Source organism: Pseudomonas sp. PDM28, assembly GCF_019219115.1.
In the GTDB taxonomy this organism is placed as follows: Bacteria; Pseudomonadota; Gammaproteobacteria; order Pseudomonadales; family Pseudomonadaceae; genus Aquipseudomonas; species Aquipseudomonas laurylsulfatiphila.
In genome coordinates, this window is record NZ_JAHUWG010000009.1 from 275,206 (window position 1) to 294,594 (window position 19,389).

21 protein-coding genes are annotated in these 19,389 nt (G+C 60.2%); 11 read left to right on the plus strand and 10 right to left on the minus strand.

Features of this window, described 5'->3' with window-relative positions:
• Positions 1-8 precede the first annotated feature (8 nt).
• The 3 genes from KW841_RS21635 to cysB all read left to right on the plus strand — a co-directional run bounded on the left by KW841_RS21635 (position 9) and on the right by cysB (position 2,601).
• Positions 9-914 (plus strand): 5'-nucleotidase, encoded by a 906-nt coding sequence (locus tag KW841_RS21635; protein WP_007973554.1) that lies wholly within the window; start codon positions 9-11, stop codon positions 912-914.
• Between the two features lie 95 nt (positions 915-1,009).
• A complete protein-coding gene (locus KW841_RS21640; RefSeq protein WP_218479690.1) occupies positions 1,010-1,513 on the plus strand; it encodes a universal stress protein in 504 nt (167 codons plus the stop codon).
• A gap of 113 nt (positions 1,514-1,626) precedes the next feature.
• Positions 1,627-2,601: an HTH-type transcriptional regulator CysB gene (cysB, locus tag KW841_RS21645; protein WP_015094029.1), complete on the plus strand. Its 975-nt coding sequence runs from the start codon at positions 1,627-1,629 to the stop codon at positions 2,599-2,601.
• Positions 2,602-2,607: 6 nt separating this feature from the next.
• Here the strand turns inward: cysB and KW841_RS21650 are convergent, their stop codons facing one another.
• Positions 2,608-3,090, minus strand: a complete 483-nt coding sequence (locus KW841_RS21650; RefSeq protein ID WP_218479691.1) for a GreA/GreB family elongation factor — start codon at positions 3,088-3,090, stop codon at positions 2,608-2,610.
• Between the two features lie 2 nt (positions 3,091-3,092).
• Complete coding sequence (locus tag KW841_RS21655) at positions 3,093-3,503, minus strand: hypothetical protein (protein WP_217837547.1); 411 nt, start codon at positions 3,501-3,503, stop codon at positions 3,093-3,095.
• A 124-nt stretch (positions 3,504-3,627) separates the two neighbouring features.
• On the opposite strand from KW841_RS21655, the gene earP reads away from it, so the two are divergent.
• Both earP and KW841_RS21665 read left to right on the plus strand, forming a co-directional pair.
• Positions 3,628-4,770 carry an elongation factor P maturation arginine rhamnosyltransferase EarP gene (gene earP, locus KW841_RS21660; RefSeq protein WP_218479692.1) on the plus strand — a complete coding sequence of 381 codons (1,143 nt, stop codon included), beginning with the start codon at positions 3,628-3,630 and terminating at the stop codon, positions 4,768-4,770.
• Positions 4,771-4,818: 48 nt separating this feature from the next.
• On the plus strand, positions 4,819-5,388 hold the full coding sequence (locus tag KW841_RS21665) for an elongation factor P (RefSeq protein ID WP_007955690.1): 570 nt from the start codon (positions 4,819-4,821) through the stop codon (positions 5,386-5,388).
• Positions 5,389-5,572: 184 nt separating this feature from the next.
• On the opposite strand, the gene KW841_RS21670 is transcribed toward KW841_RS21665, so the two are convergent.
• The 4 genes from KW841_RS21670 to KW841_RS21685 form a co-directional block, all read right to left on the minus strand.
• Positions 5,573-6,589 carry an alpha/beta hydrolase gene (locus tag KW841_RS21670; protein WP_218479693.1) on the minus strand — a complete coding sequence of 339 codons (1,017 nt, stop codon included), beginning with the start codon at positions 6,587-6,589 and terminating at the stop codon, positions 5,573-5,575.
• Between the two features lie 34 nt (positions 6,590-6,623).
• Positions 6,624-7,043 carry an organic hydroperoxide resistance protein gene (locus KW841_RS21675; protein ID WP_218479694.1) on the minus strand — a complete coding sequence of 140 codons (420 nt, stop codon included), beginning with the start codon at positions 7,041-7,043 and terminating at the stop codon, positions 6,624-6,626.
• Positions 7,044-7,387: 344 nt separating this feature from the next.
• Positions 7,388-7,849 (minus strand): MarR family winged helix-turn-helix transcriptional regulator, encoded by a 462-nt coding sequence (locus tag KW841_RS21680; RefSeq protein ID WP_218479695.1) that lies wholly within the window; start codon positions 7,847-7,849, stop codon positions 7,388-7,390.
• 67 nt (positions 7,850-7,916) lie between these two features.
• Positions 7,917-8,873, minus strand: a complete 957-nt coding sequence (locus tag KW841_RS21685; RefSeq protein WP_218479696.1) for a LysR family transcriptional regulator — start codon at positions 8,871-8,873, stop codon at positions 7,917-7,919.
• 125 nt (positions 8,874-8,998) lie between these two features.
• Here KW841_RS21685 and KW841_RS21690 point away from each other — a divergent pair, with 125 nt between their 5' ends.
• A complete protein-coding gene (locus KW841_RS21690; RefSeq protein ID WP_218479748.1) occupies positions 8,999-9,733 on the plus strand; it encodes a sulfite exporter TauE/SafE family protein in 735 nt (244 codons plus the stop codon).
• Here KW841_RS21690 and KW841_RS21695 read toward each other — a convergent pair.
• On the minus strand, positions 9,723-10,577 hold the full coding sequence (locus KW841_RS21695) for a LysR substrate-binding domain-containing protein (protein WP_102700339.1): 855 nt from the start codon (positions 10,575-10,577) through the stop codon (positions 9,723-9,725). The two genes, KW841_RS21690 and KW841_RS21695, sit on opposite strands and share 11 nt — an antisense overlap.
• A 95-nt stretch (positions 10,578-10,672) precedes the next feature.
• Between KW841_RS21695 and KW841_RS21700 the strand changes: the two genes are divergently transcribed.
• Together KW841_RS21700 and KW841_RS21705 are read left to right on the plus strand one after the other, a co-directional pair.
• Positions 10,673-10,888, plus strand: coding sequence for a DUF1127 domain-containing protein (locus KW841_RS21700; RefSeq protein WP_007973532.1), 216 nt, complete (start codon positions 10,673-10,675; stop codon positions 10,886-10,888).
• 80 nt (positions 10,889-10,968) lie between these two features.
• A complete protein-coding gene (locus KW841_RS21705) occupies positions 10,969-12,198 on the plus strand; it encodes a winged helix-turn-helix domain-containing protein (RefSeq protein ID WP_218479697.1) in 1,230 nt (409 codons plus the stop codon).
• Between the two features lie 132 nt (positions 12,199-12,330).
• On the opposite strand, the gene KW841_RS21710 is transcribed toward KW841_RS21705, so the two are convergent.
• Positions 12,331-13,677 (minus strand): class II 3-deoxy-7-phosphoheptulonate synthase, encoded by a 1,347-nt coding sequence (locus tag KW841_RS21710; protein WP_007973530.1) that lies wholly within the window; start codon positions 13,675-13,677, stop codon positions 12,331-12,333.
• Positions 13,678-13,827: 150 nt separating this feature from the next.
• On the opposite strand from KW841_RS21710, the gene KW841_RS21715 reads away from it, so the two are divergent.
• Entirely contained in the window at positions 13,828-14,583 is a 756-nt protein-coding gene (locus tag KW841_RS21715) for a spermidine synthase (protein ID WP_218479698.1), read from the plus strand.
• A gap of 124 nt (positions 14,584-14,707) precedes the next feature.
• Here KW841_RS21715 and KW841_RS21720 read toward each other — a convergent pair whose 3' ends face one another.
• Positions 14,708-15,499, minus strand: coding sequence for a crotonase/enoyl-CoA hydratase family protein (locus KW841_RS21720; protein WP_218479699.1), 792 nt, complete (start codon positions 15,497-15,499; stop codon positions 14,708-14,710).
• A 424-nt stretch (positions 15,500-15,923) separates the two neighbouring features.
• Between KW841_RS21720 and KW841_RS21725 the strand changes: the two genes are divergently transcribed.
• On the plus strand, positions 15,924-17,597 hold the full coding sequence (locus KW841_RS21725; RefSeq protein ID WP_007973525.1) for a DEAD/DEAH box helicase: 1,674 nt from the start codon (positions 15,924-15,926) through the stop codon (positions 17,595-17,597).
• Positions 17,598-17,750: 153 nt separating this feature from the next.
• Here the strand turns inward: KW841_RS21725 and KW841_RS21730 are convergent, their stop codons facing one another.
• Entirely contained in the window at positions 17,751-18,518 is a 768-nt protein-coding gene (locus tag KW841_RS21730; protein ID WP_218479700.1) for a class III extradiol ring-cleavage dioxygenase, read from the minus strand.
• A 102-nt stretch (positions 18,519-18,620) separates the two neighbouring features.
• On the opposite strand from KW841_RS21730, the gene KW841_RS21735 reads away from it, so the two are divergent.
• Positions 18,621-19,277, plus strand: a complete 657-nt coding sequence (locus tag KW841_RS21735) for a thiopurine S-methyltransferase (RefSeq protein WP_218479701.1) — start codon at positions 18,621-18,623, stop codon at positions 19,275-19,277.
• The last annotated feature ends 112 nt before the right edge of the window (positions 19,278-19,389 follow it).

The following is a 19,389-nucleotide window of genomic DNA, read 5'->3' on the forward strand; positions in this document are numbered from 1 at the left end:
GGAAGGGCATGCCAAAGGCAATTGACGACAAGCTGGTGCTGGCGATTTCTTCGCGGGCGCTGTTTGATTTGAGCGAAAGCCACAAGGTCTATCTGTCGAGCGGCGTCGAAGCCTACCGGCAGTATCAGATCGAACACGAAGACGAAATCCTTCAGCCCGGCGATGCTTTTCCGTTGGTGCAGAAACTCCTGAACCTCAACAATAGCCTGGGCCGCGCCCGGGTCGAGGTGATTCTGGTGTCGCGCAATAGCGCCGACACCGGGTTGCGGGTATTCAATTCGATCGACCATTACGGATTGGCGATTTCCCGTGCGGCATTCGTCGGCGGACGTAGTCCGTATCCCTACCTCAAGGCCTTTGGCTGCGATCTGTTTCTCTCGACCCACGCCGAAGACGTACGCAATGCCCTGGACGCCGGATTCGCCGCGGCGACCATCCTGTCTGGCGGTGCCAGCCGTGCGGCCAGCGACGAGCTGCGCATTGCCTTCGACGGAGACGCGGTGCTGTTTTCCGATGAGTCGGAGCGCATTTATCAGGCCGGTGGTCTGGAGGCGTTCCAGGCCAGTGAGCGTGAGGCCGCTCGCGAGCCGTTGCGCGGAGGGCCGTTCAAGGGATTTCTCGCGGCCCTGAACCTGTTGCAGCGTGAGTTCCCGGAGGACGCCTGTCCGATTCGTACTGCGCTGGTCACGGCGCGATCGGCGCCCGCCCATGAGCGGGTGATTCGCACGTTGCGCGAGTGGGATATTCGTCTCGACGAATCGCTGTTCCTCGGCGGCCTGACCAAGTCCGCCTTTCTCGAAGCCTTTGCGGCCGATGTGTTTTTCGATGATCAGGCCGGCCACTGCGAATTGGCCCGTGAAGTCGTCGCCACCGGTCATGTGCCCCACGGCATAAGCAACGAGCAAAAGGTTTAAGCCCGCCGTTCAATGTGTTGCGCCGGACGTCGTAGTCGCCAAGGCACTGCTAAGCTGAATCAAATGTCCGCCATGTTGGCAGTCGAGGAGGTCATATGATTCGTTCGATGCTGTACGCCACTGACCTTGGCCTGTACGCGCCCGTGGTGATGCAGCATGCCCTGGAGCTGGCCCGCACCTTCAATGCCAATTTGTACGTTGTGCATGCGGTTGAGCCCATGGGGTTGTTTGCCGAATCGGTGCTGCAAAGTTATCTCGATGAACAGGCGCTGAACGAGTTTCACAGCCAGGGCCTGAACACAGTGATTGCCAGTATCGAGCAGCGGGTGCTCGACAGTTTTCGTGAGGAGCTGGGGGAGGAAGGGGAGCACGACCTGGAGCGGATTCAGGCAGTCAGGGTGCTGCAGGGCGACCCCTCGCAGGTGATTCTGGACCAGGCGCAGAAACTCTCCGTGGATTTGTTGATCGTAGGAAGTCACAGCCACGGTGCGGGTGCGGAAACGCCTTTGGGCCGGACCGCCGCCCGTGTTTTGCAACTGTCCAAGGTGCCGGTCTATCTGGTGCCGCTGGTGCAACGTCGTCGTCAAGGGGACCTCTAGGACCCGAATAATGGCAATCTGATAAAAAAGTTCTAGATTTATTCTTCGAGCCATTAATATAGTTATATATCGTCGCTGATGCCCGTGGCGTCTACCTGCTTTGAGGGATTCATATGAAGCTTCAACAATTGCGCTACATCTGGGAAGTGGCGCACCACGACCTCAACGTTTCCGCTACAGCCCAAAGCCTTTACACCTCTCAACCGGGCATCAGCAAACAGATCCGTCTGCTGGAAGATGAACTGGGCGTCGAAGTCTTTGCCCGCAGCGGCAAGCACTTGACCCGGGTTACCCCGGCTGGTGAGCGCATCATCACCACCGCCGGCGAGATCCTGCGCAAGGTTGAAAGCATCAAGCAGATCGCCCAGGAATTCTCCAACGAGAAGAAAGGCACCCTGTCGATTGCCACCACTCACACCCAGGCGCGTTATGCGTTACCGCCGGTGATCAGCAATTTCATCAAGCAATACCCGGACGTTGCCCTGCATATGCACCAGGGATCGCCGATGCAAATCGCCGAAATGGCCGCTGACGGCACCGTGGATTTCGCCATTGCCACCGAAGCGCTCGAACTGTTCGGTGATCTGGTGATGATGCCGTGCTACCGCTGGAACCGCTGCGTGGTCGTGCCGCAGGGCCACCCGCTGACCAAACTGTCGAAACTGACCCTCGAAGCGCTGGCCGAATACCCGATCGTCACTTACGTGTTCGGTTTTACCGGCCGTTCGAAACTCGACGAAGCGTTCAGCCATCGAGGCCTGACGCCGAAAGTGGTATTCACCGCCGCCGACGCCGATGTGATCAAGACCTATGTTCGCCTGGGCCTGGGCGTGGGCATCGTGGCGAAAATGGCCGTCGACACCAAACTCGACAGCGACCTGGTCGTACTTGATGCCAGCGAACTGTTCGAGTCCAGCGTGACCAAGATCGGCTTCCGTCGCGGCACCTTCCTGCGTGGCTTCATGTGCGACTTCATCGAGAAGTTCGCGCCGCACCTGACCCGCGAAGTCATGGCCAAGGCCATTCAATGCCACAACAAGCAGGAACTGGAAGAGCTGTTCGAAGGTGTCGAACTGCCAGTCCATTAAGCTCGTTTAAACGACCTCGGTGACAGCGAACTGTTGCCGAGCGCCCGCCACCGTAATTTCCACCTCGTCGCCCTCGAACTTGCCCAGCAGGCTTTTGCCCAGCGGTGAGCGCGGGGTGATGACAGTGATCAGTTGCCCCACCAGGTCGACTTTCAACCCGGCTGCATCAGGGGCGAGGAACAGCCATTGTTCGCGCCCCTTTTCATCTTCGAGCCCGAGCAGCGCGCCGACTTCGATGCCCCGGTGTTCGTCATACGGGCGCAGGGCCAGGTTCTGGCAGAGGCTCAGTGACTGGCGGATTTCCTCGACCCTCTTGGCTTGCCCGGCCGCGAGATAGGACGCCTCGAGCCCCAGGGTGTCGTATTTGTTCTCGGCGATGTTTTCTTCGTGGGTCGCCGTTTCGTAGGCGGTTTGCGCGGCCCGTTCGGCGATGTCGAGATCGATCTGCAGCTTGTCGAGAATCAGTTGGTGGACGGTGTGCTTATTCATGATCAATCACAGAATTGCAGAACGTTGGCGCGACTTTTTTCGCTGGGTGCAGTCCGGTCCTGTTGCAGCCAGAACTGACAGTTCGGGTTGGCCAGGTTGCGAGTGCTGCTGCGTGCCTGATCGAGCCGTTGTGCCTGCTCGCTCTTGCGCAGGTTTTCTTCATATTGCTCGAACAGCGGGCTCTGTGGCGGGATGTCCGGCACCGGTTGAGTCACCACCGGTGGCTTGGCCAATTGCTCCACAGCTGCCGCCACGGGTGCCAATTGTTCGCTGAAAAGCAGGCGTGAAGCGAGCCAGCAGGTCAGCACAATGGCAATGAATCCCAGCCACATGCCGAGGGCGATGCTGCCGGTCAGTTGCAGGGCATTGAGGCTGATCGGGAAGGATCGGCGCGGAGCGGGGCGGTGGGGCATGGTTGCCTCCTGGCGAAAGGTCACTGGCGAGTGGCAATTGTCGCATGAAGAATAATCGTCGTCGGCTCTTCTGCACGGGGTAATTTATGCGGACAATCGGCGCCTTTGCCAACGGGAGCCTGGAATGCCTGAACTGAAAACCCGCTGGGATATTTTTTGCACCGTGGTCGACAATTTCGGCGACATCGGCGTGACCTGGCGACTGGCCCGGCAACTGGTGGCCGAACATGGACTGGCAGTGCGTCTATGGGTCGATGATCTGCGAGCGTTCGAGCGCCTGTGTCCGCCAATCGACATCCACGCTGCGCAGCAATGGCAGCAAGGCGTCGAAGTGCGCCAATGGCCAGCCGAGTGGCAACGGACCGAAGCTGCCGATGTGGTGATTGCTGCATTCGCCTGCCAATTGCCGAGCGCCTATATGGATGCCATGGTCGAACGGGAAAAGACTCCGCTGTGGATGAACCTCGACTACCTGAGTGCCGAGGACTGGGTGATCGGCTGTCACGGATTGCCCTCGGTGAAGTACAAAAATGTACAGAAGTTCTTTTTCTTCCCGGGTTTCCAGAAGGGCACTGGCGGATTGTTGCGTGAGCGCGGACTGCTTGAGCGTCGTCGGCAATTTCAGCAGGACCCGCAAGCTCAAAGAGAATTCCTGCACGGTTTAGGGATTGATCCTGCACCCGGCGCTCAGTTGATCTCATTGTTTGCCTACGAAAACTCCGGGCTGGCCAGTTGGCTCGATGCGATGGCTGGCGATTCGACGGCCACTCATCTGCTGGTGCCGGAAGGGCGGATTCTCGGCGACGTCGAGCGTTGGCTCGGTGTGCAGGGTTTGGCGGCCGGTGCCGTGCATGTGCGTGACGCCTTGACCGTGCAAGTGCTGCCATTCGTCCGCCAGGACCAATACGACGGGTTGCTGTGGTGCTGCGATTTCAATGCCGTGCGCGGCGAAGACTCCTTTGTGCGCGCTCAATGGGCGGGCCGGCCCTTTCTCTGGCACATCTACCGACAGGAAGAAGATATCCATCTGGACAAGCTCGAAGCCTTCCTCGAACTCTATGTGAAGGGGCTATCGGACCCTGCGCGGGAGGCGATCAGCGGTCTCTGGCGGGCCTGGAACGCCGGTGAAAAAATGCCCGACCACTGGCAATCCACCCGTAAACACTGGCCAGAGCTGGAAAAACACGCCGAGGCGTGGTGTCTGGAACAGGCCTTGCAGACCGATCTTGCCACGGCGCTGGTACAGTTTTATGGAAATTGGATATGATACGCGGCCTAGATTTTTGTAAATCCCATCCAAATTCGGATATTCGCAATGAAAACTGGTAAAGAACTCAAACCCGGTACCGTGATCCGTATCGACAACGATCCTTGGCTGGTTCAGAAAGCTGAATTCACCAAGTCCGGTCGTAACAGCGCGATCATGAAGACCAAGCTGAAGAACCTGCTGACCGGCTACAAGACCGAAACCGTATACGGTGCGGACGACAAGCTGGACGACGTGATCCTCGACCGTAAGGAAGCGACCCTGTCCTTCATCAGCGGCGACTCCTACACGTTCATGGACACCACCGACTACACCATGTACGAGCTGAACGCCGAAGACATCGAAAGCGTTCTGCCATTCGTGGAAGAAGGCATGACCGACGTTTGCGAAGCCGTGTTCTTCGAAGGCCGTCTGGTTTCCGTAGAGCTGCCGACCACCATCGTGCGTCAGGTTGACTACACCGAAGGTTCCGCTCGCGGCGACACTTCCGGCAAGGTGATGAAGCCTGCCAAACTGAAGAACGGTACCGAGCTGTCGGTTGCTGACTTCATCGAAATCGGCGACATGATCGAGATCGATACCCGCGAAGGCGGTTCCTACAAAGGCCGTGCCAAATAAGCACTGCTTGAGGAATGAAAAAGCCCGACCATTGAGTCGGGCTTTTTTGTGCCTGAAATATTCACCTTCAGCGTCGACCCCCTGTGGGAGCGGGCTTGCTCGCGAAGGCGTCTTTCCATTCGATATTTATGTCGACTGACACGCCGCCTTCGCGAGCAAGCCCGCTCCCACATTGTGTACGGCGTTATTTCTTCAGGTGTTGCTTGAGCTCTTCAGACGCCTGCAACATCGCCGAACGCACCGCTGGCACCTGGCTCACCACGTTGAGCAGACCGTAGTCATGGATCATGCCGTTGTAGCGCACCGAGGTCACCGGCACTCCGGCTTCATCGAGTTTGCGGGCGTAGGCTTCGCCTTCGTCGCGCAACACGTCGGCACCGGCGGTCTGTACCAAGGCTGGCGGCAACCCTTTCAACTGGGCAGTGGTGGCGCGTAGAGGTGAGGCGTAGATCTCGTTACGCTGGTTGGCGTCCGTGGTGTAGTTGTCCCAGAACCACTTCATCGCATTTTTGCTGAGGAAGTACCCTTCGGCAAACTGGTTGTAGGACGCGGTTTCGAAGTTGGCATCCGTCACCGGCCACAGCAATACCTGGAACTTGATCTCCGGTGTTCCCTTGTCCTTGGCCATCAGCGCAACCACGGCCGCCATGTTGCCGCCGACACTGTTGCCGGCTACCGCCAGGCGCTTGCCATCGACGTTGATCTCCTTGCCGTGCTCGGCCACCCATTTTGTCGCGGCGTAAGCCTGGTTTATCGCCACTGGGTAATGGGCTTCCGGCGACGGCGTGTAGTTCACGAACACGGCCGCTGCCCCCGAACCCGTCACCAGGTCACGCACCAGCCGCTCGTGGGTCGGGAAGTCCCCCAGTACCCAGCCGCCGCCGTGGAAGAACATGAACACGGGCAGTTCACCCTTGACCCCGGCCGGCCGGACGATGGTCAGGTTCAGCGGTTGGCCGTCGACTTGAATGGTCTTCTGGCTGACATCGGCTTTTGGCAGTGTCAGTTTCACCCCGGCCTGCGCGCCCGTCAGCACGGCGCGGGCGTCTTTCGGGCTGAGTTGTTCAAGCGGCTTGCCGGTACCGGCATTCAGCACATCGAGGAACGCCTGGGTGTTGTGTTCAACCCCATCACTTGCGAACGCACCGTTGATCGACAGAGCGAGAAGGGTACCGGTCAAGACTTTGCTGAAAGTGTTCATGTTCGTTTCCTGTTCGGGCCTGGGTAGTCGGCGCTTAGACGGTTACGTGCAGGCGCACATCGACGTTGCCACGGGTGGCATTGGAGTACGGGCAGACCCGGTGGGCGGCGTCGACCAGTGCCTGGGCATCGGCTTGTTCAAGACCCGGCAGGCTGATGTGCAGATCGATGTCCAGGCCGAAACCACCAGGGATCTGGCCGATGCCGACATGGGCGGTGATCGAAGCGTCGCTCGGGATGCTGCGCTTGGTCTGGCTGGCGACGAATTTCAGGGCGCCGATGAAGCAGGCGGAGTAGCCGGCGGCGAACAGTTGCTCAGGGTTGGTGGCTGCGCCGCCGGCACCGCCGAGTTCTTTCGGCGTGGCGAGCTTGACGTCGAGGATGTTGTCGCTGGAAACCGCACGACCGTCACGGCCACCGGTGGAAGTTGCGATTGCGGTGTAGAGAGTTTGCATGGTGAAAGCCTCATTCAGGGATTGGATTGTTTGCGCTAAATGTTTGCGCGCTAAGTAAGTGCGAAATTAATGTATCGCGCTAATGTTTGGTGCGCAAGATAAATTTTCAAAGAAATTTGAAAAACCAAAGGGTAGCGAGACGGTTATGCTCGCAAGTGTTGACTTAGAGCTATCGGTGGGGGGCAGTCTGTTTTTTCAGGAGGAGGTGACGAGCCCGTGTTTCTGGTAGGCCGCAAAGCTAATGTGGGAGCGAGCCTGCTCGCGATTGCGGTGTGTCAGTCAACATCTATGTTGAATGTGACATTGCATTCGCGAGCAGGCTCGCTCCCACAGTGGGCGGGGAATTACAGGCTGTCCTGCAGGTGACGACGCAGTGTTTGCAGCTCCGCTTGCAGGTTTTGCAGGCGCTCCAGTGTCATCCCGCTGGCGCCGAGGATGCATTGGGGAATGTCACGCGCCTTGTCGCGCAACGCCCGGCCCTGTTCGGTGAGCTCGACGATCACCACGCGTTCATCTTCGCGGCTGCGGGTTCGGCTGAGCAGGCCTTCGGCTTCCAGGCGCTTGAGCAGCGGCGTCAAGGATCCAGGGTCGGTCAGCAATCGCGTGCTGATTTCGCCTACCGTCAAACCGTCCTTTTCCCACAACACCATCATCGCCAGGTATTGCGGGTAGGTCAGGCCCAGCGCCTGCAGCAGGGGCTTGTAGACCTTGGTCATCATCAGCGAAGTGGAGTGCAGGGCGAAGCAGGCCTGATTATCCAGCAGCAGGTTGTCGCAGTTGTCCGGGGTGTTGCGCTCGGTGCTCATGTCGAAGCCTTGATCTGTGATCCTTGGAATCTAGCGGGCGAATCTTTAATGCGCCAGATAATTTTGATCATTGCCGTTGCAAATGGGTTTGCAACAGCAGATCCCAGGGCGGCACCGGGCTGAAGCGGGTTTTCAGGTACTCCAGCAACAAGCGGCTTCGGGAGTTGGGTTGTTGTTCCAGGCGCAAGGCATAGATGCCGGCGTTTTCCGGTTTCGGCAGGTCGCTGTCGCAGAACAGCGGCAGCAACTCACCCCGCAACAGGTACTCGCTGGCCAGCCAGGTCGGCAGGTGCGCAATACCCAATCCGGCCAATGCGCCGCATACCAGCGCCTCGGCATTGTTGGCGCTCATGCGCACCCGCGCCGGCCGATGCAACTGCATTTGCCCGTCCCGTTCGAAACGCCAGGCGAAGGGCGGGGCCAGGCCATCCCAATCGAGTCCGTCGTGTTCAATCAGCTGTGACGGATCGGTCGGCACGCCGCGTCGGCGCAAATAGTCAGGGCTGGCGCAGGCAATACGCACCATGCTTGCCAGTGGCGTGGCCACCAGCCGGGTGTCGGCCAATTGCCCGGCGCGCAGCACCAGATCGACCTTTCCGAGGTTCTGGCCCTGCATGTCGACGAAACTGTCGATCAGGTGCAGTTGCACATCGAGTCCCGGATAGAGCATGAGGAAATCGGCAATCACCGGTGCCAAGTGCCGGCGCCCAAAGGCTGCTGGCGCATCGATACGAATCAGGCCTTCCGGCGCGCTGCTCAAGGACACCGCCTCGGCCCGGGCCAGGCGCAATTCGGCGACGATCCGCCGTGCTCGTTCGGCGAAGGCCAATCCTGCCGGGGTAGCGCGCACCGCATGCGTGCTGCGGATGAACAGCTGACTGCCGACCGCGTTTTCCAGGCTGTCGATACGCCGTGCCACGGCCGAAGGGGTCATCGGATGACGGCGCGAGGCGGCGGAAAAACTGCCGGTTTCCAGTACATCGAGGAATAAAGCCAATTGGTCGGTCAGTTGGTTGGGGTTCATGGCAAGTCTGCGCTTGTGCGAATTTGGCACAGCCATTGTGCGTCGCTGTGCGTTTCCGTGCCATAAGCAACTGCGTAGGATCAATGGCGTGATGTGAGGAGGAATCGGCCGTGATTGAGTTTCTGATGTACCTGGTGTTCGGTGCCGCCCTGGGCACGCTTGGCGGTTTGTTCGGCATCGGCGGTGGCCTGATTGCCATTCCACTGTTGGGCGTGCTGTTCGGGCTCGACCAGCAGATTGCCCAAGGCACGGCATTGGTGATGGTCGTGCCGAACGTGATGCTGGCGCTGTGGCGCTACCATCAGCGCAACCGGATCGAGCTGCGCCACGCGCTACCGTTGGCTCTCATGGGGTTCTGCTTCGCCTGGCTCGGGTCGATCTGGGCGGTGGGCATCGATGCGCGAACCATGCGCCTAGGTTTTGTCGCGTTTCTGATCGCACTGTCGGCGTACAACCTCGTTCGCATGTTCGCCGCACACACCACGGCGGCGTCGCAGATGAACTACTCCTGGCCCTGGCTGGGCGTGCTTGGCGCTGCATCCGGCACTATGGGCGGGTTGTTCGGCGTGGGTGGCGCGGTGGTGGCGACGCCGGTGTTGACCAGTCTGTTCGGCACCAGCCAGGTGGTTGCGCAGGGATTGTCGTTGGCGCTGGCCCTGCCGAGCACGGGGGTGACGCTGGTGACTTATGCCGTGCACCATCAGGTCAACTGGGGGATCGGCCTACCCTTGGCGGTCGGTGGGCTGATGAGCATCAGTTGGGGCGTGAAGGTTGCCCACGCCTTGCCGGAGCGGTTGCTGCGCGGGCTGTTTTGCGGGTTCCTGGTGTTCTGTGCGGTGATGCTCGCCTTCAAAGTTTGAAGCCATCAATGATGTGGTCGGCCAGGCACTCGGTGATCGGTGACGGGTTATGCAGGTTGCGCACGAGCATGATGCTGGCCTCGGGCAGCAACGGCAGATCCTCGGCTTCACCCAGAATGCGCATGTCCGCGGTGATCAGGCTTTCAAGCTGCGCGGTGACGGCCAGGCCGGCGCTGACCACGGCCATGATCGCCGACAGGCTGTCGCTGTTGTACGCCACCCGGTAATCGCGCCCCCGGGCATCCAGGGCATTGCACGCCCACTGGCGGCAGAAGCAATCGCTGTTGAACATCGCCAGCGGCAGCGGCGTCTGTTCGTGGGCGCTGTAGCATTGCGCCTCGGCCCAGACAAAACGTTCCTTGCGCAACAACTGGCCGATTTCGCTGCCCGGTTCGCGGGTCACGATGGACAGGTCCAGGTCCTGGCGCATCAACAGCTGTTTCGATGATTCGCAGTGCACTTCGATCTGGATCAGCGGATAGGACTGGGCAAACCGGCGCAGAATCCCCGGGAGAAATCGCATCACATAATCGTCCGGCGTGCCGATGCGCACCGTGCCGACCATGTCGGGCTCACGCAGGGTATTGAAGACCTCGCTGTGCAGCTTGAGGATCCGCCGCGCATAGCCCAGCAGCACCTGGCCTTCGGCCGTCAGTCGCACCTGCCGTCCGTCGCGCTGGAACAGCTGGCGCTGCAGCACGTCTTCTTCGAGTCGTTTCATCTGCATGCTGACGGCTGACTGGGTGCGGTTGACCAATTCGCCGGCGCGGGTAAAGCCGCCCTGGTCGGCGATGGCGACGAAGGTGCGCAGCACTTCGGTATCGATACTCGGGTAGGCCGACATTCATCAATCTCCGAGATATGTGACATCAGAAACATTCGTTGGATTGATCTTAGACCCGGCGCGAGACTGGAGCCATCCAAACGGAGGGCAACAAGATGAAAGGTCAACATGAGTTCCACGGTGCGGAAAAACACTCCATTCACCTGATATCCGATCTGCTGCACAAGGTCGGCCGCTGGTACGAACTGCATCGCGAGCGCGAACTGCTGGCGAGCTTGAGCGACGAAGCACTCAAGGACATCGGCATGAGTCGTGCGGATGTGGAGAACGAGTCGATCAAGCCGTTCTGGAGCGACCCGATGCATAAATGATCCGATCAATAAATGATGAATCCCACGCTACACAAACCCCTTACCGGTGAGGTAGGTTGCGAGCAGACAAGGAGATGCCCATGCCCGCAACATTGTCCTTTACCCTCAAACAGGCTCGGCGTCTGGCGCTGGCCGCCCAAGGGTTCAACGGGCGGCAGTCGCCAGCGGCGATCAAGGCTGTTGCGCTCAACCGACTGATCGAGCGGCTGGGCATTTTGCAGATCGATTCGGTCAATGCAGTGGTGCGTTCACACTACCTTCCGCTGTTTTCCCGCCTCGGCCATTACTCCTCCGACTTGCTCGACCAGGCTGCCTGGAGCCAGGGCCGGCGTCGGACACTCTTTGAGTATTGGGGCCATGAAGCCTCGTTGTTACCGCTTTCCCTATACCCGCTGATGCGTTGGCGCATGCAGCGAGCGAGCCGTGGCGAAGACATCTATCAGCAATTGGCGCGTTTTGGGCGTGAGCAGCAAGACACGATTCGTCGCGTGCTGGCATCGGTCGAGCAGCAGGGCGCGCTGGGTGCCGGAAGCCTGTCGACCCGTCAGGAGCGTGCCGGGCCCTGGTGGGACTGGAGTGCGGAAAAGCATGCGCTGGAATGGTTGTTCGCTGCCGGTGAAGTGACCGTTGCCGGACGGCGCGGGTTCGAAAGGCTCTACGATTTGCCCGAGCGGGTGATTCCCTCGGCGGTGCTTGCGCAGCCCGTCCTGGATGAAGCTGACGCCCAGCGCGGCCTGTTACGGCATGCGGCAAAGGCCTTGGGTGTCGGTACGGAGAAGGACTTGCGTGACTATTTCCGCCTGAGCCCTGCGGACAGTCGTCCACGTTTGGCCGAGTTGGTCGAGGCCGGTGAGTTGCTGACCTGCGAAGTCCAGGGCTGGCGACAACCGGCCTATTGTCTGCCCCAGCCGAAGGTACCGCGCAAAGTCGCGGCCAGTGCCTTGCTCTCGCCATTCGATTCGCTGATCTGGGAGCGCAGCCGTACGGAGCGGCTGTTTGATTTCCGTTATCGGCTGGAAATCTACACGCCGCAGGACAAGCGCGTTTACGGCTATTACGTGCTGCCGTTTCTGCACAACGAACGGATTGCCGCACGGGTCGATCTGCGTGCCGAGCGGGCGGCGGGTCGTTTGGCTGTGCATGCGGTGCATGAAGAAGAAACGGGGCTGGATGACGAGGGGATGTTGGCGCTGGCGGTCAATCTTCGGCAGATGGCGGATTGGCTGGGGCTGGCGCAGGTTCAGTTGAACTGCCCGCGGGCGAGTGCGGCGCGGTTGCGAGTGGCATTGGCACAGATTGAGGGTGACTGAACTGGCCCCTTCGCGAGCAAGCCCGCTCCCACAGGGTTCGCGTCGTACACATGGATTGTGACCGACGCGGTCATTGTGGGAGCGGGCTTGCCCGCGAAGGCGGACTATCAGGCAGCAAAAAAGGTTACTGGCTCAGCGCCGAACCTGCTTCAGCGTTTCAGCAATCAAAAACGCCAGTTCCAGCGACTGATCGGCATTCATCCGCGGGTCGCAATGGGTGTGGTAGCGATCCGACAAACCGTCCTCGGTAATCGGCCGCGCACCACCGATGCACTCGGTAACGTTCTGCCCGGTCATTTCGATGTGGATACCACCGGCATAACTGCCCTCGGCTTCGTGCACCTGGAAGAACTGCTTCACCTCGCCAAGGATCTGCGCGAAGTCGCGGGTCTTGTAGCCGCTGCTGGCCTTGATGGTGTTGCCGTGCATCGGGTCGGAACTCCACAGCACCTGCTTGCCTTCACGCTGGACGGCACGGATCAGTTGCGGCAAGTGATCGCCGACCTTGTTCGCGCCCATCCGTGCGATCAGGTTCAGGCGGCCCGGATCGTTGTCCGGGTTGAGCACGTCGATCAGGCGAATCAGGTCGTCGGGGTTCATGCTCGGGCCGACCTTGACCCCGATCGGGTTGTTCACCCCGCGCAGGAATTCGACGTGGGCGCCGTCGAGTTGGCGGGTGCGGTCGCCGATCCACAGCATGTGCGCCGAGCAATCGTAGTAATCGTTGGTCAGGCTGTCGCGACGCACGAAAGCTTCTTCGTAGTTCAGCAGCAGCGCTTCGTGGGCGGTGAAGAAACTGGTTTCGCGCAGCTGCGGCGAACTGTCCATGCCGCAGGCGCGCATGAACGCCAGGGTTTCATCGATGCGATCGGCCAGGTGGCTGTATTTTTCCGCCAGCGCCGAGTTGGCGATGAAGTCCAGGTTCCACTTGTGCACCTGATGCAGATCGGCAAAACCGCCCTGGGCGAACGCGCGCAGCAGGTTCAGGGTGGCGGTGGACTGGTGATACGACTGCAACAGGCGCTCGGGGTCCGGCACGCGGCTTTTTTCGTCGAAACCGATGCCATTGACGATGTCGCCACGGTAGGCGGGCAGTGTCACGCCATCAATGGTTTCGTCGTTGGCCGAGCGCGGCTTGGCGAACTGCCCGGCCATGCGCCCGACCTTGACTACCGGACAGCCGGCGGCAAAAGTCATCACGATGGCCATCTGCAGCAACACCTTGAAGGTGTCGCGGATTTTCGCCGCGGAGAACTCGGCGAAGCTTTCGGCGCAGTCGCCACCCTGCAAAAGAAACGCGCGGCCCTGGGTCACTTCGGCAAACTGACGACGCAACTCCCGGGCTTCACCGGCAAACACCAGTGGCGGATAGCTGGCCAGGGTCTGCTCGACCTGCTGCAAATGCGCGGCGTCGGGGTATCGGGGTTGTTGCTGGATCGGCAGGGCGCGCCAGCTGTCAGGGCTCCAGGGTTGGCTCATCACGGTCTCTAGTGTTTTCGCTCGGACGTCCATGTTATCAGCAAATTAGTGCGTGACCTGTTCCCGTCGCATCGCTGACAATCTCGCCTTTGCCGCTCTCTACACGCGGTGTTATTGCGTTGCCGGCCCCGGTGACGGTCAGGAGATGAAATGACTGAGGAACGCGTCGAGCATCTGCTCGCCGAGGTACAGGACGAGTTCGGTGTGATTCGTGTGCTGGAAGTGGCCGATTACCGTTTTCTCGAGTTCGGTGATGCCATCGAGCAAAGCTGCGTGTTCACCGCCGATCCGAGCTGGCTCGAGTACGACTATACCCGGGCGATGCTGATCGGCGCGCTGTGCCATGAACTACCCGAAAGCGCACTGTTTCTCGGTCTCGGCGCCGGTACGCTGACCCAGGCCTGCCTCAAGTTCCTGCCACTGGAAGATGTCGAAGCCATCGAGCTGCGCCCGGACGTGCCGCGCCTGGCCATTGAATATCTGGGGCTGGATGACGATCCGCGCCTGTATATCCGCGTTGGCGATGCGCTGGAGTTGCTGGATACCGCAGAATCGGCGGACCTGATTTTCGTCGACCTTTATACCGATGTCGGCCCCGGTGTCGGGCACCTGGCCTGGAGCTTTCTGGAAAACTGCCAGAAGCGATTGAATCCGGGTGGCTGGCTGGTCATCAATCAGTGGGCGACCGACGATGGCAAACCCCTCGGCGCCGCCTTGTTGCGCGGTTTGTATCACCGGCACTATTGGGAGCTGCCGGTGAAGGAGGGCAACGTGATCCTGATCGTGCCTTCGGAGCTGGATCAGGAGCTGGACATGGACGGCCTGATCGCCCGCGCCGAAGCGCTGGCGCCGCGGCTGGGGTATTCATTGCTGTCGTTGATCAAGGCGATTCGCCCGGCGACCTGATTAATTGATTGTCTGGACGGGCCCCTTCGCGGGCAAGCCCGCTCCCACAGTGGATCTTTGGAGCTCGCCGGACTCTGTGGGAGCGGGCTTGCCCGCGAAAGGGCCATCAAAGCCAATATAAAAATCAAAGCCCTTTGAAGACCCCAGGCCGCCGTTCCACCATCGACCGCACACCTTCCTTGACATCCTCGCTCGCCATCAACTTCTTCACCAGTGCGGGCAACGCCTGTGCCGCTGCGGTTTCCCCTTCATAGCGGGCCTGTCGCGCAGACATCAGTGTCGCTTGAACGCCGAGCGGCGCCTGGCGGGCGATCCGCTCGGCCAGTTCAATCGCCCGGGGCAGCAAGTCCTCGCTGGCCATGACCTCCTGCACCAGCCCCAGGTGCAAGGCGTCACGGGCGTCGAATTCATCCCCGGTCAACAACCAGCGCATGGCATTGCCCCAGCCGGCCACTTGATGCAGGCGCAGGGTGGCACCGCCGAACGGGAAGATCCCGCGTTGCACTTCCATTTGCGCGAACCGGGTGTTGCTGGCGCACAGGTTGATGTCGGCGGCGAGCATCAGCTCGATGCCGATGGTCAGGCAATAACCCTGGGCGGCGACAATCACCGGTTTGCTGACCCTGGGACCGGCGAACACCGCCCACGGATCACAGCCGCCGGGTGGAACCTGCCAGCCATCTGCCAGTGTGACGCTGGCATTGACCAGATCGAGCCCGGCGGTAAAGTGCTCGCCATGAGCGAACACCACCGCCACGCGCGCTTCGCTATCGGCCTCGAATTCGCCATAGGCCAGGCTCAGCGCGTTGAGCAGATCGAGATCGAAGGCGTTGCGCTTGGCCACCCGATCCAGACCGATCAGGAACACATGGCCGCGCCGTTCGCGGCTGACTCGACTGGAGCAGGGCTGATTCATGGAGCGGTCCTCGGGGGTGGGAAAGGCGTGCGGGGACCTGCGGTCTGCACGGTAAAGGGTGAACCGTTTTAGCGCCATCACCCGCAAGGCCGGGCCTTTGAAAAATAGACGGCTGACCGATTATTCGCAAAGCCTGTGACACAACGGTGTATCCGGCGGATTTCCGATAAAAAAAGCTCCCTTTTTTGACGAATTCCGGTATAGTGCGCGCCGGCCTTTAACCGGGCCGCGTTTAGGTAGCGCAATTCCCCGAAGCCAGCTTCGGCTGCACGTCCGCCCAGCGGACTCTTCCTTGACGATTCTTTTCATTCATTCGTTTTCGCAAATCCCCGCCGACAAAGCTGCCAGGGCGACTCTTGAGTCTCAACACGGCATGTGCAGCTTTGGAGCATGGGTCTTTGCGGATGCACTTAGAGGCAGACCCATGACCCAGGAAATCGGCGGCTTCGCCGCTCTTGAACTTCATCCAAATATTGTCGCTGCAGTAGTCGCTACCGGCTATGAAGAGCCTTCGGCCATTCAGCAGCAGTCGATCCCGATCATTCTCGCCGGTCACGATATGATTGGTCAGGCGCAAACCGGTACCGGTAAAACCGCTGCCTTTGCCCTGCCAATTCTGCACCGCATTGATCCGTCCAAGCGCGAGCCGCAAGCTCTGATCCTGGCCCCAACTCGTGAGTTGGCGCTACAAGTTGCAACCGCTTTCGAAACATACGCCAAGCAAATGCCGGGCGTGACTGTTGTGGCTGTCTACGGCGGCGCGCCGATGGGCCCACAACTGAAAGCAATCCGTAATGGCGCACAAATCGTTGTCGCCACTCCGGGCCGTCTGTGCGACCACCTGCGTCGCGACGAAAAAGTACTGGCGACCGTGAACCACCTGGTTCTCGACGAAGCCGACGAAATGCTCAAGCTGGGCTTCATGGACGACCTGGAAGTCATCTTCAAGGCCATGCCGGAAACCCGTCAGACCGTACTGTTCTCGGCAACCCTGCCTCAGTCGATCCGTGCCATCGCCGAACGCCACCTGCGCGATCCGAAGCACGTCAAGATTCAGAGCAAGACCCAGACCGTTACCGCGATCGAGCAGGCTCACCTGCTGGTTCACGCTGACCAGAAGACTTCGGCCGTTCTCAGCTTGCTGGAAGTGGAAGATTTCGACGCCCTGATCATGTTCGTGCGCACCAAGCAAGCGACCCTGGACCTGGCCAGTGCCCTGGAAGCCAAAGGCTACAAAGCCGCTGCGCTGAACGGTGACATCGCCCAGAACCAGCGTGAGCGCGTGATCGACTCCCTCAAGGATGGCCGTCTGGACATCGTTGTGGCGACCGACGTTGCCGCTCGTGGCCTGGACGTTCCGCGCATCACTCACGTGTTCAACGTTGACATGCCGTACGATCCTGAGTCCTACGTTCACCGTATCGGCCGTACCGGCCGTGCCGGTCGCGAAGGTCGTGCATTGCTGCTGGTAACTCCGCGTGAGCGCCGCATGCTGCAAGTGATCGAGCGTGTAACCGGTCAAAAGGTTGCTGAAGTTCGCCTGCCGGACGCTCAAGCCGTTCTGGATGCGCGCATCAAGAAACTGACCAACAGCCTGTCGCCGCTGGTGGCCGAGGCCGAATCGACCCACGGTGATCTGCTCGATCGCCTGACCGCCGACATCGGTTGCAGCCCGCGTGCCCTGGCCGCAGCCCTGCTGCGCAAGGCTACCAACGGTCAAGCGCTGAACCTGGCCGCTATCGAGAAAGAGCGTCCACTGGTGCCGAACAATGCACCGCGTGGCGATCGTCCAGAGCGTTCCGGTGACCGTCCTGAGCGTGGCGACCGCGAGCGTCGCGCTCCGATGCCACTGGGCGAAGGTCGTGCACGTTGCCGTACCGCGCTGGGCGCGCGTGACGGTATCGCTGCCAAGAACCTGCTGGGCGCCATCCTCAACGAAGGTGGCCTGGCGCGTGAAGCGATCGGTCGCATCCAGGTGCGTGACAGCTTCAGCCTCGTCGAGCTGCCGGAAGATGGTCTGGAGAAGTTGCTGACCAAGCTGAAGGACACTCGCGTTGCCGGCAAGCAGTTGAAGCTGCGTCGCTACCGCGAAGATTGATCCGCTCTCGGGCTGATTGATCGAACATGAAAAATCCCCGACTGGTTCGGGGATTTTTTTTGCCTGTAAAAAGATCGCAGCCTGCGGCAGCTCCTACACGGGATCGCATTCCTCTGTAGGAGCTGCCGAAGGCTGCGATCTTTTGCTTTTTGGTTAGCCGAAACGATAGATGTCCATGCCCAGTGCGCCCATGGTGAACCCCTGGTGGGCAATGCTGAACGGCCCACCGGCGGCGCGGGCGAAGTACAGCGGCAACAGGTGTTCGTCGCTGGGGTGGTTGCGCACGGCATGGGGTGCCTGCGCGCGATAGTCATGCAATGCGGCTTCGTCGTTCGCTTCGAGCTTCTCGATCATCCAGTCGCGAAACGCCAGCGCCCAGGGCTCCACACTCTCGGGGCCAGCGTGCCAGTCCAGCTCCCGCAGGTTGTGAGTGATGCTGCCGGAGCCGATCAGCAGGACGCCGTGCTCGCGCAGGCTGGCCAGCGCGTGGCCAACGCGGGTCTGCAGAGTGGGGCCGGCCAGGGTGGGTAGCGAAACCTGGACAATCGGGATGTCTGCTTGCGGGTACATCAGCGACAAAGGCACCCAGACGCCATGGTCGAAAGGCCGATTGCTGTCGATTCGCGCAGGAAAGCCGGCGGTTTTCAGTAGCTCGGTAACCTCTGCGGCGAGTCGTGGGTCGCCGGGTGCCGGGTACTGGACTTCGAACAGGGCTTTGGGAAAACCACCGAAGTCATGCCAGGTTTCAGGTTGCGGATTGCCGCTGACCAGCAGCTCATTGCTTTCCCAATGTGCAGACACAATCACGATGGCTGTGGGCCTGGGGATCTCGGCGGCCAGGCGGGCGAGTGCCGGTCCGCTGGCACCGGGTTCCAGGGCGAGCATGGGGGAGCCGTGGGATATGTACAGGCTGGGGAACATGAATGAGCTCCTGAGAGTTAAGATGCAACATCTTCAGTCAGATCATTAATCTAAATCTAATATAAGTTTTAGGGTGTTTTGATCGAATTTTCGGGGTTATTTATGCAGCCGGAGTTTTGGCACAAGAAATGGGCGGCGAATCAGATCGGCTTTCACCTGCCGCAGGTGAATCCTCATCTGAAACGGTTCTGGCCAGCGTTAAGCCTTGAAGAGGGGGCACGCGTGTTGGTGCCGTTATGTGGAAAAAGCCTGGATTTGCTTTGGCTCGCCCATCAAGGCCATGAGGTCCTGGGAGTCGAACTGTCGGAAAAAGCCATTGAGGAGTTTTTCAGCGAGCATGGCTTTGATCCGGCCATCAGTGAGCAGGGGCCTTTCAAGGTCTATCGGGCAGGCTCCATCGAACTTTGGTGTGGCAATTTCTTTGAGCTGACGGCCGGTGACACGGCTGATTGCTCCGCGCTCTATGATCGCGCCGCGTTGATTGCGTTGCCGGCGGAAATGCGAGAGCGCTATGCCGCTCACTTGAAGCGGATACTGCCGAAGGAGTCCCATGGTCTGGTGATAACCCTGGACTATGACCAGGCGCAGATGCCCGGCCCGCCGTTTGCTGTGCTCGATGATGAGGTGCGGCGGTTGTTCGGGGACTCATGGGCGCTGAAGATCCTGGAAGATCAGGACGTGTTGAGCGAGAGCGGGAAGTTTCTGGAGGCAGGTGTCACGCGGCTGGAGGAGCGGGTGTATCGGGTTACCAGTCGGTAATAGTGGCTGGCTGCACCGGCCCCTTCGCGGGCAAGCCCGCTCCCACAATGATCTGTGGCGTTCACAGATCCTGTGGGAGCGGGCTTGCCCGCGAAGTGGCCCTGAAAGCACT